This window comes from Stenotrophomonas sp. STEN014 (assembly GCF_056760315.1).
Genome location: NZ_JBRREN010000005.1, coordinates 133246 through 147775 on the forward strand (window position 1 = coordinate 133246; position 14530 = coordinate 147775).

Annotated in this window: 15 protein-coding genes; 6 read left to right on the forward strand and 9 right to left on the reverse strand. The window is 67.8% G+C overall.

Annotation, left to right across the window (positions count from 1 at the left end; genetic code table 11):
• Nucleotides 1-137: 137 nt before the first annotated feature.
• The 5 genes from prpF to prpB form a co-directional block, all read right to left on the reverse strand.
• The gene (gene prpF, locus ACVOMC_RS08945; RefSeq protein ID WP_481523658.1) at nt 138-1325 is read right to left on the reverse strand and encodes a 2-methylaconitate cis-trans isomerase PrpF; all 1188 of its coding nucleotides are present in this window, start codon (nt 1323-1325) and stop codon (nt 138-140) included.
• A 90-nt stretch (nt 1326-1415) separates the two neighbouring features.
• Nucleotides 1416-4031 (reverse strand): Fe/S-dependent 2-methylisocitrate dehydratase AcnD, encoded by a 2616-nt coding sequence (gene acnD, locus ACVOMC_RS08950; protein ID WP_481523659.1) that lies wholly within the window; start codon nt 4029-4031, stop codon nt 1416-1418.
• Nucleotides 4032-4213: 182 nt separating this feature from the next.
• Nucleotides 4214-5371 (reverse strand): bifunctional 2-methylcitrate synthase/citrate synthase, encoded by a 1158-nt coding sequence (gene prpC / locus ACVOMC_RS08955; RefSeq protein WP_481523660.1) that lies wholly within the window; start codon nt 5369-5371, stop codon nt 4214-4216.
• 33 nt (nt 5372-5404) lie between these two features.
• The gene (locus ACVOMC_RS08960) at nt 5405-5995 is read right to left on the reverse strand and encodes a DUF1003 domain-containing protein (protein ID WP_481523661.1); all 591 of its coding nucleotides are present in this window, start codon (nt 5993-5995) and stop codon (nt 5405-5407) included.
• 29 nt (nt 5996-6024) lie between these two features.
• Nucleotides 6025-6912 carry a methylisocitrate lyase gene (gene prpB, locus ACVOMC_RS08965; RefSeq protein WP_481523662.1) on the reverse strand — a complete coding sequence of 296 codons (888 nt, stop codon included), beginning with the start codon at nt 6910-6912 and terminating at the stop codon, nt 6025-6027.
• A 113-nt stretch (nt 6913-7025) separates the two neighbouring features.
• Here prpB and ACVOMC_RS08970 point away from each other — a divergent pair, with 113 nt between their 5' ends.
• A complete protein-coding gene (locus ACVOMC_RS08970) occupies nt 7026-8255 on the forward strand; it encodes a citrate/2-methylcitrate synthase (protein WP_481523663.1) in 1230 nt (409 codons plus the stop codon).
• 49 nt (nt 8256-8304) lie between these two features.
• Here the strand turns inward: ACVOMC_RS08970 and ACVOMC_RS08975 are convergent, their stop codons facing one another.
• From ACVOMC_RS08975 to pdxH, 3 genes are all read right to left on the reverse strand, one after another.
• Nucleotides 8305-9102 carry a cobalamin-binding protein gene (locus ACVOMC_RS08975; protein ID WP_481523664.1) on the reverse strand — a complete coding sequence of 266 codons (798 nt, stop codon included), beginning with the start codon at nt 9100-9102 and terminating at the stop codon, nt 8305-8307.
• Nucleotides 9099-9443: a YqfO family protein gene (locus ACVOMC_RS08980; protein ID WP_054660550.1), complete on the reverse strand. Its 345-nt coding sequence runs from the start codon at nt 9441-9443 to the stop codon at nt 9099-9101. Before ACVOMC_RS08980 ends, ACVOMC_RS08975 begins: the two co-directional genes overlap by 4 nt.
• 99 nt (nt 9444-9542) lie before the next feature.
• Nucleotides 9543-10142 (reverse strand): pyridoxamine 5'-phosphate oxidase, encoded by a 600-nt coding sequence (gene pdxH / locus ACVOMC_RS08985; RefSeq protein WP_057506025.1) that lies wholly within the window; start codon nt 10140-10142, stop codon nt 9543-9545.
• Between the two features lie 42 nt (nt 10143-10184).
• On the opposite strand from pdxH, the gene ACVOMC_RS08990 reads away from it, so the two are divergent.
• Nucleotides 10185-11009, forward strand: coding sequence for a kinase (locus tag ACVOMC_RS08990; protein ID WP_481523665.1), 825 nt, complete (start codon nt 10185-10187; stop codon nt 11007-11009).
• Between the two features lie 47 nt (nt 11010-11056).
• On the opposite strand, the gene ACVOMC_RS08995 is transcribed toward ACVOMC_RS08990, so the two are convergent.
• Entirely contained in the window at nt 11057-11260 is a 204-nt protein-coding gene (locus ACVOMC_RS08995) for a dodecin family protein (RefSeq protein ID WP_481523666.1), read from the reverse strand.
• A 99-nt stretch (nt 11261-11359) separates the two neighbouring features.
• Here ACVOMC_RS08995 and ACVOMC_RS09000 point away from each other — a divergent pair, with 99 nt between their 5' ends.
• The 4 genes from ACVOMC_RS09000 to hemE all read left to right on the forward strand — a co-directional run bounded on the left by ACVOMC_RS09000 (nt 11360) and on the right by hemE (nt 14529).
• Nucleotides 11360-11902: a shikimate kinase gene (locus ACVOMC_RS09000; RefSeq protein WP_481523667.1), complete on the forward strand. Its 543-nt coding sequence runs from the start codon at nt 11360-11362 to the stop codon at nt 11900-11902.
• Nucleotides 11899-13011, forward strand: a complete 1113-nt coding sequence (aroB, locus tag ACVOMC_RS09005; RefSeq protein WP_481523668.1) for a 3-dehydroquinate synthase — start codon at nt 11899-11901, stop codon at nt 13009-13011. The genes ACVOMC_RS09000 and aroB overlap by 4 nt, the downstream gene beginning before the upstream one ends.
• Before the next feature lie 132 nt (nt 13012-13143).
• A complete protein-coding gene (locus tag ACVOMC_RS09010) occupies nt 13144-13395 on the forward strand; it encodes a WGR domain-containing protein (RefSeq protein WP_054660501.1) in 252 nt (83 codons plus the stop codon).
• A gap of 60 nt (nt 13396-13455) precedes the next feature.
• Nucleotides 13456-14529, forward strand: a complete 1074-nt coding sequence (hemE, locus tag ACVOMC_RS09015) for a uroporphyrinogen decarboxylase (RefSeq protein ID WP_481523669.1) — start codon at nt 13456-13458, stop codon at nt 14527-14529.
• Nucleotide 14530 lies beyond the last annotated feature (1 nt).

Sequence of the window (14530 nt, forward strand, 5' to 3'; positions counted from 1 at the left end):
CCCCAGAGGTCGGCCCGAGTATAAGCAAAGCCCGGTTACCGCCCGGATAAGCACGTGCAAATGGCGGAAAGCCCGGCACCGGGCCGGGCTTTCATCTGCGGGAAGCACCGGCACGTTCAGGCCGCCGCGGCCGTCGCTCAGAAGCTGTCGCCGGGCACCCGCACCCAGCCTTCCATCAGGATGCGGGCGCTGCGGCTCATCACCGCGCGGGTGACAGTCCACTGCCCATCGACCTGCGTCACCGCCGCACCCACTCGCAGCGTGCCGGAGGGATGGCCGAAACGCACCGCATCGCGCGGGCCGCCACCGGCGGCCAGATTCACCAGCGTGCCCGGCACCGCGGCGGCCGTGGCGATGGCCACCGAGGCGGTGCCCATCATCGCGTGGTGCAGCTTGCCCATCGACATCGCGCGCACGTTGAGGTCGATGTCCACCGCGCCGACCGTCTTGCCACTGCTGGAAACGTAGTCGGTCGCCGGGGCGACGAAGGCCACCTTCGGCGTGTGCTGGCGGGTGAGCGCTTCTTCCGGCGCCTGGATCAGGCCCATGCGCAACGCGCCGGCCACGCGAATGGCCTCCAGCCGGGCCAGCGCCGCCTTGTCCTCGTTGATCGCCGGCTGCAGCTCGGTGCCGCTGTACCCCAGGTCGGCGGCATTGACGAACACGGTGGGAATGCCGGCGGTGATCATCGTCGCCGGCAGCGTGCCGACACCCGGCACGTCCAGCGCATCGACCAGGTTGCCGGTCGGGAACATCGCGCCCTCGCCTTCGCCCTCATCGGCCGGATCGAGGAACTCCAGCACGATCTCCGCCGCCGGGAAGGTGACCCCGTCCAGCTCGAAGTCGCCTGTTTCCTGCACCTGGCCATTGCTGACCGGCACATGGGCAAGGATGGTCTTGCGGATGTTCGCCTGCCAGATCCGCACCACGCAGACGCCATCGGCCGGCACCCGCGCCGGATCGACATAGCCGGCATGCAGCGCGAACGCGCCGGCGGCGGTAGACAGGTTGCCGCAGTTGCCGGACCAGTCGACGAAATCGCTGTCGATGGCGATCTGGCCGTAGAGATAGTCCACGTCATGGCCCGGCTGGCGGCTGGGTGAGAGGATCACGCACTTGCTGGTGGAACTGGTCGCCCCGCCCATGCCGTCGGTCTGCTTGCCGTACGGATCGGGCGAACCGATCACCCGCTGCAGCAGGCGGTCCCGTGCGACACCCGGCACGCGTGCGGCCTCGGGCAAATCCTCAAGACGGAAGAACACGCCCTTGGAGGTGCCACCACGCATATAGGTGGCGGGGATGCGGATCTGGGGGATGGCGGACATGCGCGGGTTTCCTTGCTTGCGGGTGACGGGACGGACGGGAACAACGCTCCTTGCCCGGCGCCCTCCACCAGGGGAAGGGCGCCGGGTACGTCAGGCGTTGGAAGCTTCCAGGAAGTCCTGCGCGAAGCGCTGCAGCACGCCACCGGCCTCGTAGATCGCCACTTCCTCGTCCGAATCCAGACGGCAGGTCATCGGCACCTTCAGCACCTCACCGTTGCGACGGGTGATGACCAGGGTCAGGTCGGTACGCGGGGTGCGCAGGCCGATCACGTCATAGGTCTCGGTGCCGTCGATGCCCAGCGTGTTGCGGTCGGTACCCGGCTTGAACTCCAGCGGCAGCACGCCCATGCCGATCAGGTTGGTGCGGTGGATGCGCTCGAAGCCTTCGGCGGCAATCGCCTCCACACCGGCCAGACGCACGCCCTTGGCCGCCCAGTCGCGCGAGCTGCCCTGGCCGTAGTCGGCACCGGCGATGATGATCAGCGGCTGCTTGCGCTCCATGTAGGTCTCGATCGCCTCCCACATGCGCATCACCTTGCCTTCCGGCTCCACCCGCGCCAGCGAGCCCTGCTTCACGCTGCCGTCTTCATTGCGCACCATCTCGTTGAACAGCTTCGGGTTGGCGAAGGTGGCGCGCTGCGCGGTGAGGTGATCGCCACGGTGGGTGGCGTAGGAATTGAAGTCCTCTTCCGGCAAGCCCATCTTGGCCAGGTACTCGCCGGCCGCACTGGACGGCAGAATCGCGTTGGACGGCGACAGGTGGTCGGTGGTGATGTTGTCCGGCAGCACCGCCAGCGGGCGCATGCCACCCAGCGTGCGCTCACCGGCCAATGCGCCCTCCCAATACGGCGGGCGGCGGATATAGGTGCTGCGCGGGCGCCAGGCGTACAGGGGGCTGACCTTGCCGCCATGCTCGACGCGGATGTTGAACATCGGGTTGTAAACCTTGCGGAACTGCTCCGGCTTCACCGCCGCCTTCACCACCGCATCGATCTCGGCGTCGCTCGGCCAGATGTCCTTCAGGCGCACCTCGTTGCCATCGGCGTCCACACCCAGCACGTCCTTCTCGATGTCGAAACGCACGGTGCCGGCGATGGCATAGGCGATCACCAGCGGCGGCGAGGCCAGGAAGGCCTGCTTGGCATACGGGTGGATGCGGCCGTCGAAGTTGCGGTTGCCCGACAGCACTGCCGTGGCGTACAGGTCACGGTCGATGATTTCCTGCTGGATCGCCGGGTCCAGCGCGCCGCTCATGCCGTTGCAGGTGGTGCAGGCAAAAGCGACGATGCCGAAGCCCAGCTTCTCCAGCTCCGGCAGCAGGCCGGCTTCTTCCAGATACAGCTGTACGGCCTTGGAACCCGGGGCCAGCGAGGACTTCACCCACGGCTTGCGGGTCAGGCCACGCGCGTTGGCATTGCGCGCCAGCAGCGCGGCGGCGATCACGTTGCGCGGGTTGGAGGTATTGGTGCAGCTGGTGATGGCGGCGATGATCACCGCGCCGTCGGGCATCAGCCCCTGGGCTTGCTCGCCCTTGCCGCGCTCCAGCTTGGCTTCATCGGCGATACCCCGCGCGGCCAGCTCGGCCACCGGCAGGCGCTTGTGTGGATTGCTGGGGCCGGCCATGTTGCGCACCACGCTGAACAGGTCGAACTCCAGCACGCGTTCGTACTGCGTGCTCTCCAGCGCGTCGGCCCACAGGCCGGTGGTTCTGGCGTAATTCTCGACCAGCGCGATCTGCGCTTCCTCACGTCCGGTAAGGCGCAGGTAGTCGATGGTCTGCGCATCGATGTAGAACATCGCTGCGGTGGCGCCGTATTCCGGACACATGTTGGAGATGGTGGCGCGGTCACCGATGGTCAGTGCCGCAGCACCTTCGCCGAAGAACTCCAGCCAGGCACCGACCACGCGCTGGTTGCGCAGGAACTCGGTCAGGGCCAGCACCACGTCGGTGGCGGTGATGCCCGGCTGCGGCTTGCCGGTCAGCTTGACGCCGATGATGTCGGGCAGGCGCATCCACGAGGCGCGACCCAGCATCACGCTCTCTGCTTCCAGGCCACCCACGCCGATGGCGATCACACCCAGCGCATCGACGTGCGGGGTGTGGCTGTCGGTGCCCACGCAGGTATCGGGGAAGGCCACGCCGTCCTGCTGGTAGATCACCGGCGACATCTTCTCCAGATTGATCTGGTGCATGATGCCGTTGCCCGGTGGAATCACATCGACGTTCTCGAAGGCCAGCTTGGTCCAGTCGATGAAATGGAAGCGGTCCTCGTTGCGGCGGTCCTCGATGGCGCGGTTCTTGGCGAACGCGTCCGGATCGTAGCCGCCACATTCCACCGCCAGCGAGTGGTCGACGATCAGCTGCACCGGCACCACCGGGTTGACCTTGGCCGGGTCGCCGCCCTTGTCGGCAATGGCGTCACGCAGGCCGGCCAGGTCCACCAGCGCGGTCTGGCCGAGGATGTCATGGCACACCACGCGCGCCGGGAACCACGGAAAATCGAGGTCACGCTTGCGCTCGATCAGCTGCCTGAGCGAATCGGTGAGCGTGGCCGGATTGCAACGGCGCACCAGGTTTTCGGCCAGCACGCGCGAGGTGTACGGCAGCGTGGCATAGGCACCGGGGGCGATGGCATCGACCGCAGCCTGTGCGTCGAAGTAGTCCAGCGGGGTGCCGGGAAGGGGCTTGCGGTAGTCGGTGTTCATGGCGGGCCTGTGGAATCCGGGCTGGCTGGGCGGCACACGCCTGCGCGGTGCCTGCGAAAGCGGCGCTGCCAGCCGGCGTTCGAAGCAGGCAGCAGCGCCACGGTGGTTTCAGGGGGCATCCTTCCCCGGGGGTGAAAGAAGGCGGCCCCGCCCGCTAGCGCGGGCGAGGTCTGGCGGCGCGATCAGCCGCGCTTGTCCAACGGCACGAAGGCCTGGTCTTCCGGGCCGGTGTAGTTGGCGCTGGGGCGGATGATCTTGCCGTCGATGCGCTGCTCGATGATGTGCGCGCTCCAGCCGGCAGTACGGGCGATCACGAACAGCGGGGTGAACATCGCCGTCGGCACGCCCATCATGTGGTAGCTGACCGCGCTGAACCAGTCCAGGTTCGGGAACATCTTCTTGATGTCCCACATCACCGACTCCAGGCGCTCGGCGATGTCATACATCTTCATGTTCTGCTGCTCGGCCGACAGCGCGCGTGCCACGTCCTTGATCACCTGGTTGCGCGGATCAGACACCGTGTAGACCGGGTGACCGAAGCCGATCACCACTTCCTTGCGCTCCACCCGGGCCTTGATGTCGGCCTCGGCCTCGTCCGGCGTCTCGTAGCGCTTCTGCACCTCGAACGCGACTTCGTTGGCGCCGCCGTGCTTGGGGCCGCGCAGCGCGCCGATGCCGCCGGTGATGGCGCTGTACATGTCGCTGCCGGTGCCGGCGATGACGCGACAGGCGAAGGTGGAGGCGTTGAACTCGTGCTCGGCGTACAGGATCAGCGAGGTATGCATCGCCTTGACCCACGAATCCTGCGGTTGCTCGCCGTGCAGCAAGTGCAGGAAATGGCCGCCGATGGAGTCATCGTCGGTCTCCACGTCGATGACGCGGCCGTTGTGGCTCCAGTGGTACCAGTACAGCAGCATCGAGCCCAGGCAGGCCATCAGCTTGTCGGCGATGTCGCGCGCGCCCGGGTGGTTGTGGTCGTCCTTCTCCGGCGACACGCAACCCAGCACCGACACGCCGGTACGCATCACGTCCATCGGATGCGCCGACGGCGGCAGCTCCTCCAGCGCGGCCTTTACCGCGGCCGGGATGCCCCGCAGCGCCTTCAGCTTGGCCTTGTAGGCACGCAGTTCGGCCTTGTTGGGCAGCTTGCCGTGCACCAGCAGGTGGGCGATCTCCTCGAACTCGCTGGTATTGGCCAGGTCCAGGATGTCGTAGCCGCGGTAATGCAGGTCGTTGCCGCTGCGGCCGACGGTGCACAGCGCGGTGTTGCCGGCGGCGGTGCCGGACAGGGCGACGGACTTCTTGGGCTTGAAAGCCGGTGCGGCGGTTTGCTCTGACATGGTGTTTACCTCCGGGGAAACGGGTTCACGGTTTCAGTCTGGGTTGCGGCCGGCGGCGCGTGTGTTCTGCTCCAGCAGCCGTTGCAGCATCTCGATCTGCCGGTTCTGTTGCTCCACCAGCAGCGCCCAATCCTGCGAACGCAGAAGATCGAGCTTTTCATGGATCTGCAGCACTTCGAGTTCGGATTTGATGTTGACCTGGTAGTCGTTCTCGGCATGCATCCGGTCCACGGCCGCCTGCCGGTTCTGGCTCATCATGATGATCGGTGCCTGCATGGCCGCCAGACACGACAGCACCAGGTTCAGCAGGATGTAGGGATAGGGATCGAACGCCTTGGCCAGCATGAAACTGTTGGCCACCATCCACACAAGCAGCAGGAAGAAGAAGCACAGGATGAAGCTCCAGCTGCCGCCCACCTTCGCCACCTTGTCGGCGGCCCGCGCGCCGAAGGTGCGCGCCTGGTGGAACTCCTGCCCCACATTGCGCGCGACCTTGCGCCGCGAGATGAAGCGCTCGACCACCAGCCGCTCCTCCGGCGGCAGCTGTTCCAGCTCCTTCTGCAACAGCCGGCGCGCCGTTTCGCGGCGATCAACACGGGCGGTACGGGGCGAGGGGTTTGCCATGGCGGGTCAACCGGCCGGGAAAGCCGCCATCATGCGCCCTTGCCAGCGAACACCTTGTCCAGGCTGCGTTCGAAGGCGTGGTAGCCGATACGGTCGTACAGCTCCTCGCGGGTCTGCATGGTGTCCACCACATTGCGCTGGTGGCCGTCGCGGCGGATGGCCTCGTACACGTTCTCGGCGGCCTTGTTGGCCGCACGGAACGCCGACAGCGGGAACAGCTGGATCGCCACGCCGGCCGAGGCCAGTTCGTCGCGACTGAATAGCGGCGTGGCGCCGAATTCGGTGATGTTGGCCAGCAGCGGCACTTTCACCGCGTCGGCGAAGCGCTTGTAGGTTTCCAGGTCGTAGGCGGCCTCGGCGAAGATGCCGTCGGCACCGGCCTCGACGCAGGCGATGGCCCGCTCGATGGCCGCATCCACGCCCTCCATCTGGATCGCATCGGTGCGGGCGATCAGGAAGAAGTCCGGATCGGTCTTGGCATCGGCGGCGGCCTTCACCCGGTCGACCATCTCCCCCTGGCTGACGATCTCCTTGCCCGGACGGTGACCGCAGCGTTTGGCACCGACCTGGTCCTCGATATGGCAGGCGGCCGCGCCGGCCTTGATCAACGACTTCACGGTGCGGGCGATGTTGAACGCGCTGGGCCCGAAGCCGGTATCGATATCCACCATCAGCGGCAGGTCGCAGACATCGGTGATGCGGCGCACGTCGATCAGCACGTCCTCGAGCGTGTTGATGCCCAGATCCGGCAGCCCCAGCGAACCGGCGGCGACACCGCCACCGGACAGGTAGATGGCGCGGTAGCCGGCACGCTTGGCCAGCAGGGCGTGGTTGGCGTTGATGGCGCCGATCACCTGCAGCGGGGATTCGGCGGCCAGGGCGGCGCGGAACGCGGCGCCAGCGGAAGAAAGGCTCATGGGGGGCTCCTGTCCTGGCGGAGGCGAGGTGCCATTCCGCGATGGCGCCCAATCTGTCACCATCGCAATCATTGATCAATCTTGATTCAACAAATCAATCTATTGAATACGTCATGTCCGAGCAATCCGGCCCCGAACTGATTCCCGCCAGCGACGCCTGCGCGCTGCTGGGGATCAGTGCTGGCACCCTGTACGCCTATGTCAGCCGCGGCCAGCTCAGCTCACGTCCCGGTCCGGACGCGCGCAGCCGGGTGTATCTGCGCGCGGAAGTGGAACGGCTGGCACGCCGCAAGCAGGCCGGACGCGGCGCCGCGCGCGGGGCGGCGCAAAGCCTGGATCGCGGGCTGCCGGTGCTGGAGACACGGATCTCGCTGATCCGTCCGGATGCGCCGTATTACCGTGGCCGCTCGGCCGTCACCGCCGCGCGCAGCGGCGCCACGCTGGAGGACATCGCCCGCCTGCTGTGGGAAGGCGAGGAACAGGATCCGTTCGTCGCCTCGGTGCCGGATGTCTGGCCCGAGCGCATCGCGCCGTTGGCCCTGGACAGCTCGCTGCCGCCACTGGAACGGGCGATGGCCTGCCTGCCGCTGCTGGCCTTGGAACACCGGCAATCGCACAACGCCGCCGCACCGGTACGGCGCGAAGTGGCGGCGATGCTGCTGCGGCAGAACGCCGCGCTGCTGGTCGGCACCCAGCCCGACGCGCGGCCGGTGCATCGCCTGCTCGCCGACCAATGGCAGCCCGGTGATGCCGGTTTCGCCGAGGTGGTGCGCGCGGCGCTGGTGCTGTGTGCCGATCACGAACTGAACGTGTCCGCGTTTGCCGCCCGCGTGGTCGCCTCCACCGGCGCGCACCTGCACGCGACCGTGTGCGCCGGGCTGGCGGCGATGTCCGGCCCGCGCCACGGCGGCGCCACCGCGCGCGCGCATGCGCTGCTGTGCGATGCCGAGGCCAGCGGCGCGCCGGCCGGCTTCATCGCCGAACGCTGGCGGCGCGGCGACGAGCTGCCCGGCTTCAATCACGTGCTGTATCCCGATGGCGATCCGCGCGGGGCCGAAGTGCTGCGCCAGCTGCGGGCGTTGCGCGGCGACTGCCCGCGCATGCGGCATGTGGAGACGGTACTGGCGACCACCACCGAGCACAGCGGCCAGCATCCCAACATCGACGGCCTGCTCGCGGCGATCTGCTATGTCTACGCGCTGCCGGCGACCCACGCGCTGGTGATGTTCGCCAGCGCGCGCCTGACCGGCTGGCTGGCGCATGCGCTGGAACAACAGGCGCTGGGCACGCTGATCCGGCCGCGTGCGCGTTACAGCGGACGCGCACCGGGCGACCACGACTGAGCTGTCGCGAGGACTGGGCGGCGACAACGGTCCCGCCCGCCATCCCCACTCAGCCCTGTCGCTGAGCCCACGCCAGGATGATCGCGGCGATCGCGCCCACGCCATCGGTCAACGCCGCCGGGCCCGGCTGCAGGATCAGCGGCGACTTGATCTCGTGCAGTTCGCCGTCGCGCACCGCGGTGATGACCTCCCAGCCCGGACGCGCCGCGACTTTCTCCGGGCGGAATTTCTTGCCGCACCACGAGCCGATGATGATGTCCGGGTTGCGCGCTATCACCGGCCCGCCATCGGCGAGGATCCGCGCCTTGGCCAGCGGTTCGCGCGACAGCTCGGGGAACACATCGATGCCGCCGGCGATTTCCACCAGCTCGGCGCCCCACTGGATACCGGTGATGATCGGCTCGTCCCATTCCTCGACATAGACGCGCGGCCGCCGCGGCAACGTCGCCGCCTGCGTGGCGATGGCATCGAGCCCGCGCTGCAGCTGGTCGGCATAGTCGTACGCCCGCTGCGCTACACCCACCAGCGCACCGAGCCGGCGGATGTAATCGAGGATGCCAGCGACACTGCGGTGATTGGAAATCCACACCTCCACGCCATTGCGGATCAACTCGGCGGCGATGTCGGCCTGGATGTCGGAAAAGCCGATCGCCAGATCCGGATTGAGCTTGAGGATTTCCTCCACCTTGGCACTGGTGAAGGCGCTGACCTTGGGCTTCTCACGCCGCGCCTGCGGCGGCCGCACGGTGAAACCGCTGATGCCAACGATGCGGTCCTGCTCGCCCAGCGCATACAGCGTTTCGGTCGGCTCTTCGGTCAGGCAGACAATGCGGCGCGGGCCGATCATGGGCTTGCGAACTCCGTGGTATCGACGAATACCGCCGGGCTGTTCCACGGGTGATGGGCGGCGATGCCGTCTTCCAGCAACCGTTGCAGGCGCGCGGCATCACGCGGGATGCAGAACTCCAGACGCACGCTGGCTTCGCGCACCAGCGCGCCGGGCTGTCCGATGGCGCTGTGCGTGCCTGGCAGCACGCGGAACTGCTCCTGCCCCGGTGCCGATTCCCACATGCCGTGCGAATAGCCCCCGGCGGACAGATCGTCCACTGCCAGGATCGCGTCCTTGAGCGCCTGCAGATGCGCCGGCGGTACGAACACGGTGATGCGGTAGAGCGGATGCAGGGTCATGAGTCTGACCGCCAATGACCTGGACGACGCGCCAAGACGCCTCCGCCCGGTGCGCCGCTGCAGATCCGCGATGTCACCGCTGCGCCGCGCATCACCGGCTCACGGGTACAGCAGCTGCTTGCTCCAGCTGCCGCCGGCATCGGCCTCATAGCACCAGCGTTCGTGCAGGCGGAAGTCGGCGCCGTACCAGAACTCGATGCGTCGCGGCACCACGCGGATTCCGCCCCAGCCGTCGGGGCGCGGCACTTCGCGTCCTTCGAAGCGCGCCTCGAAACTGGCCAGCCGCTGCTCGAACTCCTCGCGCGAGGCGAGCGGCTGCGATTGCGCCGAGGCCCAGGCGCCGATCTGGCTCATACGCGGCCGTGTGGCGAAATAGGCATCGGCTTCGGTGGCCGATACCAGCTGCGCATCACCTTCCACCCGCACCTGGATGCCGGCCTCGCGCAGGCTGCGCCACAGGAACAACAGCGCGACCTGCCGGTTTTCGTGCAGTTCGCGGCCCTTGCGGCTGTCAAGATGGGTGTAGAACACGAAACCGCGCTCATCGAAGGCCTTGAGCAGCACGGTGCGTGCCGATGGACGGCCGTCAATGTCGGCGGTGGCCACCGTCATCGCCGTGGCATCGATTTCCTGGCTGGCCTTGGCCTCCGCGAACAGCGAGGCGAAGGTGGCAAGCGCTTCTGCGTAAAGATCAGTCATGGCTCCACTTCGAACAGCACGGGTTTGGGCTATTGTGGCGCCATGTCACCGGTTCCGCACCGTTTCTCCGTCCGCCGCTTCGCCGATACGCTGGTCACACAGGCCCTCGACGACGCGCTGTGCAGCGGCAGGACCACCCCGATCCTGGCGATCAGCGGGTTGCAGGGCAGCGGCAAATCCACGCTGGCCGCACAGGTGGTGGAGCTGGCCCGCGGCCGCGGCCTGCGCGCGGCGGCGCTGTCCATCGATGACACCTACCTCACCCGTGCCCAGCGCCAGCGTCTGGCCGATCGCGTGCATCCGCTGCTGGCCACGCGCGGCCCGCCCGGCACCCACGATCTGCCATTGGCCTTGAATACGCTCGATGCCGCCAGCAGCGGACAACCATTCCCCCTGCCGCGCTTTGACAAACTGGCCGATGAGCGGGTGGACGAAGCGCAGTGGGAACGGATCGACGGCCGCCTGGACCTGCTGGTGTTCGAAGGCTGGTTCCTGGGCACCCCGGCCGAACCGGAGGCGGCGCTGCAGACACCGCTGAACGCGCTGGAGCGCGAAGCCGACGCTGACGGGCGCTGGCGGCGCTGGTGCAACCAGACCCTGGCCGATGACTATCCGGCGCTGTGGCGGCGCTTCGATCGCCTCTGGTTCCTGCAACCACCGGGGTTTGCGGTGGTGCCGCAGTGGCGCTGGCAGCAGGAACAGGCGCTGCAACAGGCGGCCCCCGGCCGCAGCGGCATGAGCCGCGCGCAGCTGGAACGCTTCGTGCAGTTCTACGAGCGGATCAGCCGGCAGGCCTTGCGCACCCTGCCGGCTATTGCCGACCGCGTGATCGCGCTGGACGCGCAGCGGCGGCCACTCCAGGCGTAGGAACCGACGGTCACTGCTCGGGCCACGCGCCTACGCCAGCGGCCGGCTCACTCGACCAGGAACGTGATCCGCAGGTTGACCCGCCACTCGATGATGTTGCCCTGCGGGTCGGTGACCGCCTTGGTTTCGCTGATCCACGCGCCCTGGATGCCCTTGACGGTCTCGGCCACCTTCTTCAGACCCGAGCGCACCGCCTCCTCCACGCTGGTCTTGGACGAGGCGCTGACTTCGATGATTTTCGCTACAGACATGCCCTGCTCCTTGGTTGCACCACGAACCATTCGTGGAAGGGCAGAGCTTGGCTGCTACCTTGTTAAGGCACCGACACGAGGTGCTAGCATCGATCCGCTATGAATCCAGCCCCCAACCTCATTCTGGTCGGCCCGATGGGGGCCGGGAAAACCTGCATCGGCCGGCGTCTGGCCGAGCGCTTCGGGCTGGAATTCGTCGATGCCGACCAGGCCATCGTCGATGACACCGGCTCCAGCATTCCCGCCATTTTTGACAACCTCGGCGAGCCCGGCTTCCGCGTGCATGAAAAGCGCGTGCTCGGCGCGCTGCTGGAACGCGGTGGCCAGCTGATTTCCACCGGTGGCGGCGCCGTGCTCGATGCAGACAACCGCCGGCTGATCCGGCAGCGCGGTTTTGTCGTCTACCTGCGGGTCAGCGTCGCTTCGCAACTGGCACGCCTGCAGCGCGACAAGACCCGCCCGCTGTTGCAGCGCGATGACCGCGAGCAGGTGCTGCACGAGATGGCGGCCTTCCGCGATCCGCTGTACCGCGAAGTGGCCGACCTGACCATCGATACCGACCTTTACACCCCCGCCGAAGCGACCGCCCATGCCGTGGTGCGGCTGGCCGCGCTCTGGCAGATTTCGGAACTTCCCGCATGACCCCCGCTGCTCCCCCTACCGTCGATGTCGGCGGTGAACGCCCTTACCGGATCCACATCGGTCCTGGCCTGCTGGCCCGGGGCGAACTGCTGGCCGATGCCATCCGCGGCCGCCACGTATTGCTGGTCAGCGACGACACCGTCGCCCCGCTGTATCTGGCGCAAGTGCAGGCCGCACTGCTGGCCGCACGCCCGGTGCTGAAGATCGGCGAATACATCATTCCCGCTGGCGAAGCCTCCAAAACGCTGGACAACTTCGCCGGCGCGATCAATGCACTGGCGACGCTGGGCGCCACCCGTGACGCCTGCGTGCTGGCCCTGGGTGGCGGCGTGGTCGGCGACCTGGCCGGGTTTGCCGCCGCCTGCTGGATGCGCGGCGTGGATTGCGTGCAACTGCCCACCACCCTGCTGGCGATGGTCGATTCCTCGGTCGGCGGCAAGACCGCGGTGGATATCGCCCAGGGCAAGAACCTGGTCGGGGCCTTCCATCCGCCGCGCGCGGTGATCGCCGATACCGCCGTGCTGCGCAGCCTGCCGCTGCGCGAGCTGCGTGCCGGATTGGCCGAAGTGATCAAGTACGGTGCGATCCGCGACCTGGAGTTCTTCCAGTGGCTGCAGAGCGAGCGCGACGCACTGCTGGCCGGCGAGGACGCCGCGCTGGCACAGGCCATCGCCCGCAGCTGCGAACACAAAGCGCAGATCGTCGAACGTGATCCACTGGAAAAGGGCGAGCGCGCCCTGCTCAACCTCGGTCACACCTTCGGCCATGCCATCGAGACCGCACAGGGCTATGGCGCACCGGGCAACGACAACCTCAACCATGGCGAAGCCGTGGCCGTGGGCATGGTGCTGGCCGCGCGCCTGTCGGCGGCACTGGGCATGGCCGAGGCGGCCGACACCGACCGCCTGCGCGAACTGCTGCTGTCCTATGGCCTGCCGGTGGACATCCCCGCCGGGCTGGCGCCGGAAACGCTGCTGGCCCATATGCGGCTGGACAAGAAGAACATCGCCGGCCGCCTGCGGCTGGTGCTGTGGCGGGGCATCGGCCGGGCCGAAGTGGTGCCGGATGTGGACGAAGCCGCGGTGCTGGCGATCCTCCAGCCGGGCTGAGCCCATCCGGCAACGGGCAGCGGACACCGACGAACGGGCCCCAGACCCTGCGCCGTGGTCGGGCGCTCCTGCGGTGGCGGACAACCGCCCCCGCTGCGGCTGAAATCCGCCGCAGCGGCTACAATCGGCGGCATGCGTGTCCTCCTGCAACAGCCGCCCAGCGGCAACGAAGCCCCCCGCTATGTCCAGCTGTCCCTGGTGGCCGACCTGCTCGGCGGCTGGGAACTGCTGCGTGAAAGCGGCCAGATCGGCGGCCGCGTGCAATTGCGCCGCGAACTTTTCCTGCAGCAGGACGACGCCCTGCAAGCCTTCGAGAAGGCACGCGATGCGCAGCTCAAGCGCGGCTTCCAGCTGATGTTCGCCAGCGGCCAGCCACAACCCTGATCCCGCATCCCCACAGGACGCCCCGCGCGTTCCTGCGTCTACCTTTATCCAGGAGTTCATGTGACCAGCCCACTTCGCAACGACCGCTTCCTGCGCGCCCTGCGCCGCGAGCCTGTGGACTGCACCCCCGTCTGGCTGATGCGCCAGGCCGGCCGTTACCTGCCGGAATACCGCGCCACCCGCGCCCGCGCCGGCAGCTTCCTGGCCATGGCCAAGAACCCGGACATCGCCTGCGAAGTCACCCTGCAGCCGCTGGAGCGCTTCGATCTGGACGCGGCGATCCTGTTCTCCGACATCCTCACCATCCCCGATGCGATGGGTCTGGAGCTGTATTTCGTCGACGGTGAAGGCCCCAAGTTCCGCCATCCGGTGCGCAGCGTGGCCGACATCGCCAAACTGGCGGTGCCGGACATGGAAACCGAGCTGCGCTATGTGATGGACGCGGTGCGGGTGATCCGCCGCCAGCTGGACGGCAAGGTGCCGCTGATCGGCTTTTCCGGCAGCCCGTGGACGCTGGCCTGCTACATGGTCGAAGGCGGCGGCAGCAAGGATTACGCGCGCATCAAGGCGCTGGCCCTGAACGAACCCCAGGCCCTGCACCAGCTGCTGGGCGTGGTCACCGACGCGGTGATCGCCTACCTGTCGGCCCAGCGCCTGGCCGGTGCGCAGGCGCTGCAAGTGTTCGACACTTGGGGCGGCGTATTGAGCCCGGCGATGTACCGCGAGTTCTCGCTGCCCTACCTCACCCGGATCGCGCACGAGCTGGACCGCGGCCAAGGGGCCGAGCACGCGCCGCTGATCCTGTTCGGCAAGGGCAACGGCCAGCACCTGGAAGCACTGGCCGCCAGCGGCACCGATGCGGTGGGCGTGGACTGGACCACCGAGCTGGGCGATGCGGTGCGCCGCACCGGCGGCCGGGTCGCGCTGCAGGGCAACCTGGATCCGGCCACGCTGTATGGCTCTCCCGAGGCGATCCGCCGCGAAGTGGGCGTGGTGCTGGACAGCTACCGTGACGGCAACGGCGGCTCACGCGAAGGCCATGTGTTCAACCTCGGCCACGGCATGTCGCCGGACATGAATCCCGAGCACGTCGCCGTGCTGGTGGATGCCGTCCACAGCCACAGCCGCCGTTGAC

Coding starts and splice junctions, on each gene's coding strand:
- acnD (WP_481523659.1), bottom strand. CDS start 4,031: ATGAACACCGACTACCGCAAGCCCCTTCCCGGCACCCCGCTGGACTAC.
- ACVOMC_RS08960 (WP_481523661.1), bottom strand. CDS start 5,995: ATGGCAAACCCCTCGCCCCGTACCGCCCGTGTTGATCGCCGCGAAACG.
- ACVOMC_RS09010 (WP_054660501.1), top strand. CDS start 13,144: ATGCGTGTCCTCCTGCAACAGCCGCCCAGCGGCAACGAAGCCCCCCGC.
- prpC (WP_481523660.1), bottom strand. CDS start 5,371: ATGTCAGAGCAAACCGCCGCACCGGCTTTCAAGCCCAAGAAGTCCGTC.
- pdxH (WP_057506025.1), bottom strand. CDS start 10,142: ATGACTGATCTTTACGCAGAAGCGCTTGCCACCTTCGCCTCGCTGTTC.
- ACVOMC_RS08970 (WP_481523663.1), top strand. CDS start 7,026: ATGTCCGAGCAATCCGGCCCCGAACTGATTCCCGCCAGCGACGCCTGC.
- prpF (WP_481523658.1), bottom strand. CDS start 1,325: ATGTCCGCCATCCCCCAGATCCGCATCCCCGCCACCTATATGCGTGGT.
- prpB (WP_481523662.1), bottom strand. CDS start 6,912: ATGAGCCTTTCTTCCGCTGGCGCCGCGTTCCGCGCCGCCCTGGCCGCC.
- ACVOMC_RS08990 (WP_481523665.1), top strand. CDS start 10,185: ATGTCACCGGTTCCGCACCGTTTCTCCGTCCGCCGCTTCGCCGATACG.
- aroB (WP_481523668.1), top strand. CDS start 11,899: ATGACCCCCGCTGCTCCCCCTACCGTCGATGTCGGCGGTGAACGCCCT.
- ACVOMC_RS08975 (WP_481523664.1), bottom strand. CDS start 9,102: ATGATCGGCCCGCGCCGCATTGTCTGCCTGACCGAAGAGCCGACCGAA.
- ACVOMC_RS09000 (WP_481523667.1), top strand. CDS start 11,360: ATGAATCCAGCCCCCAACCTCATTCTGGTCGGCCCGATGGGGGCCGGG.
- ACVOMC_RS08980 (WP_054660550.1), bottom strand. CDS start 9,443: ATGACCCTGCATCCGCTCTACCGCATCACCGTGTTCGTACCGCCGGCG.
- ACVOMC_RS08995 (WP_481523666.1), bottom strand. CDS start 11,260: ATGTCTGTAGCGAAAATCATCGAAGTCAGCGCCTCGTCCAAGACCAGC.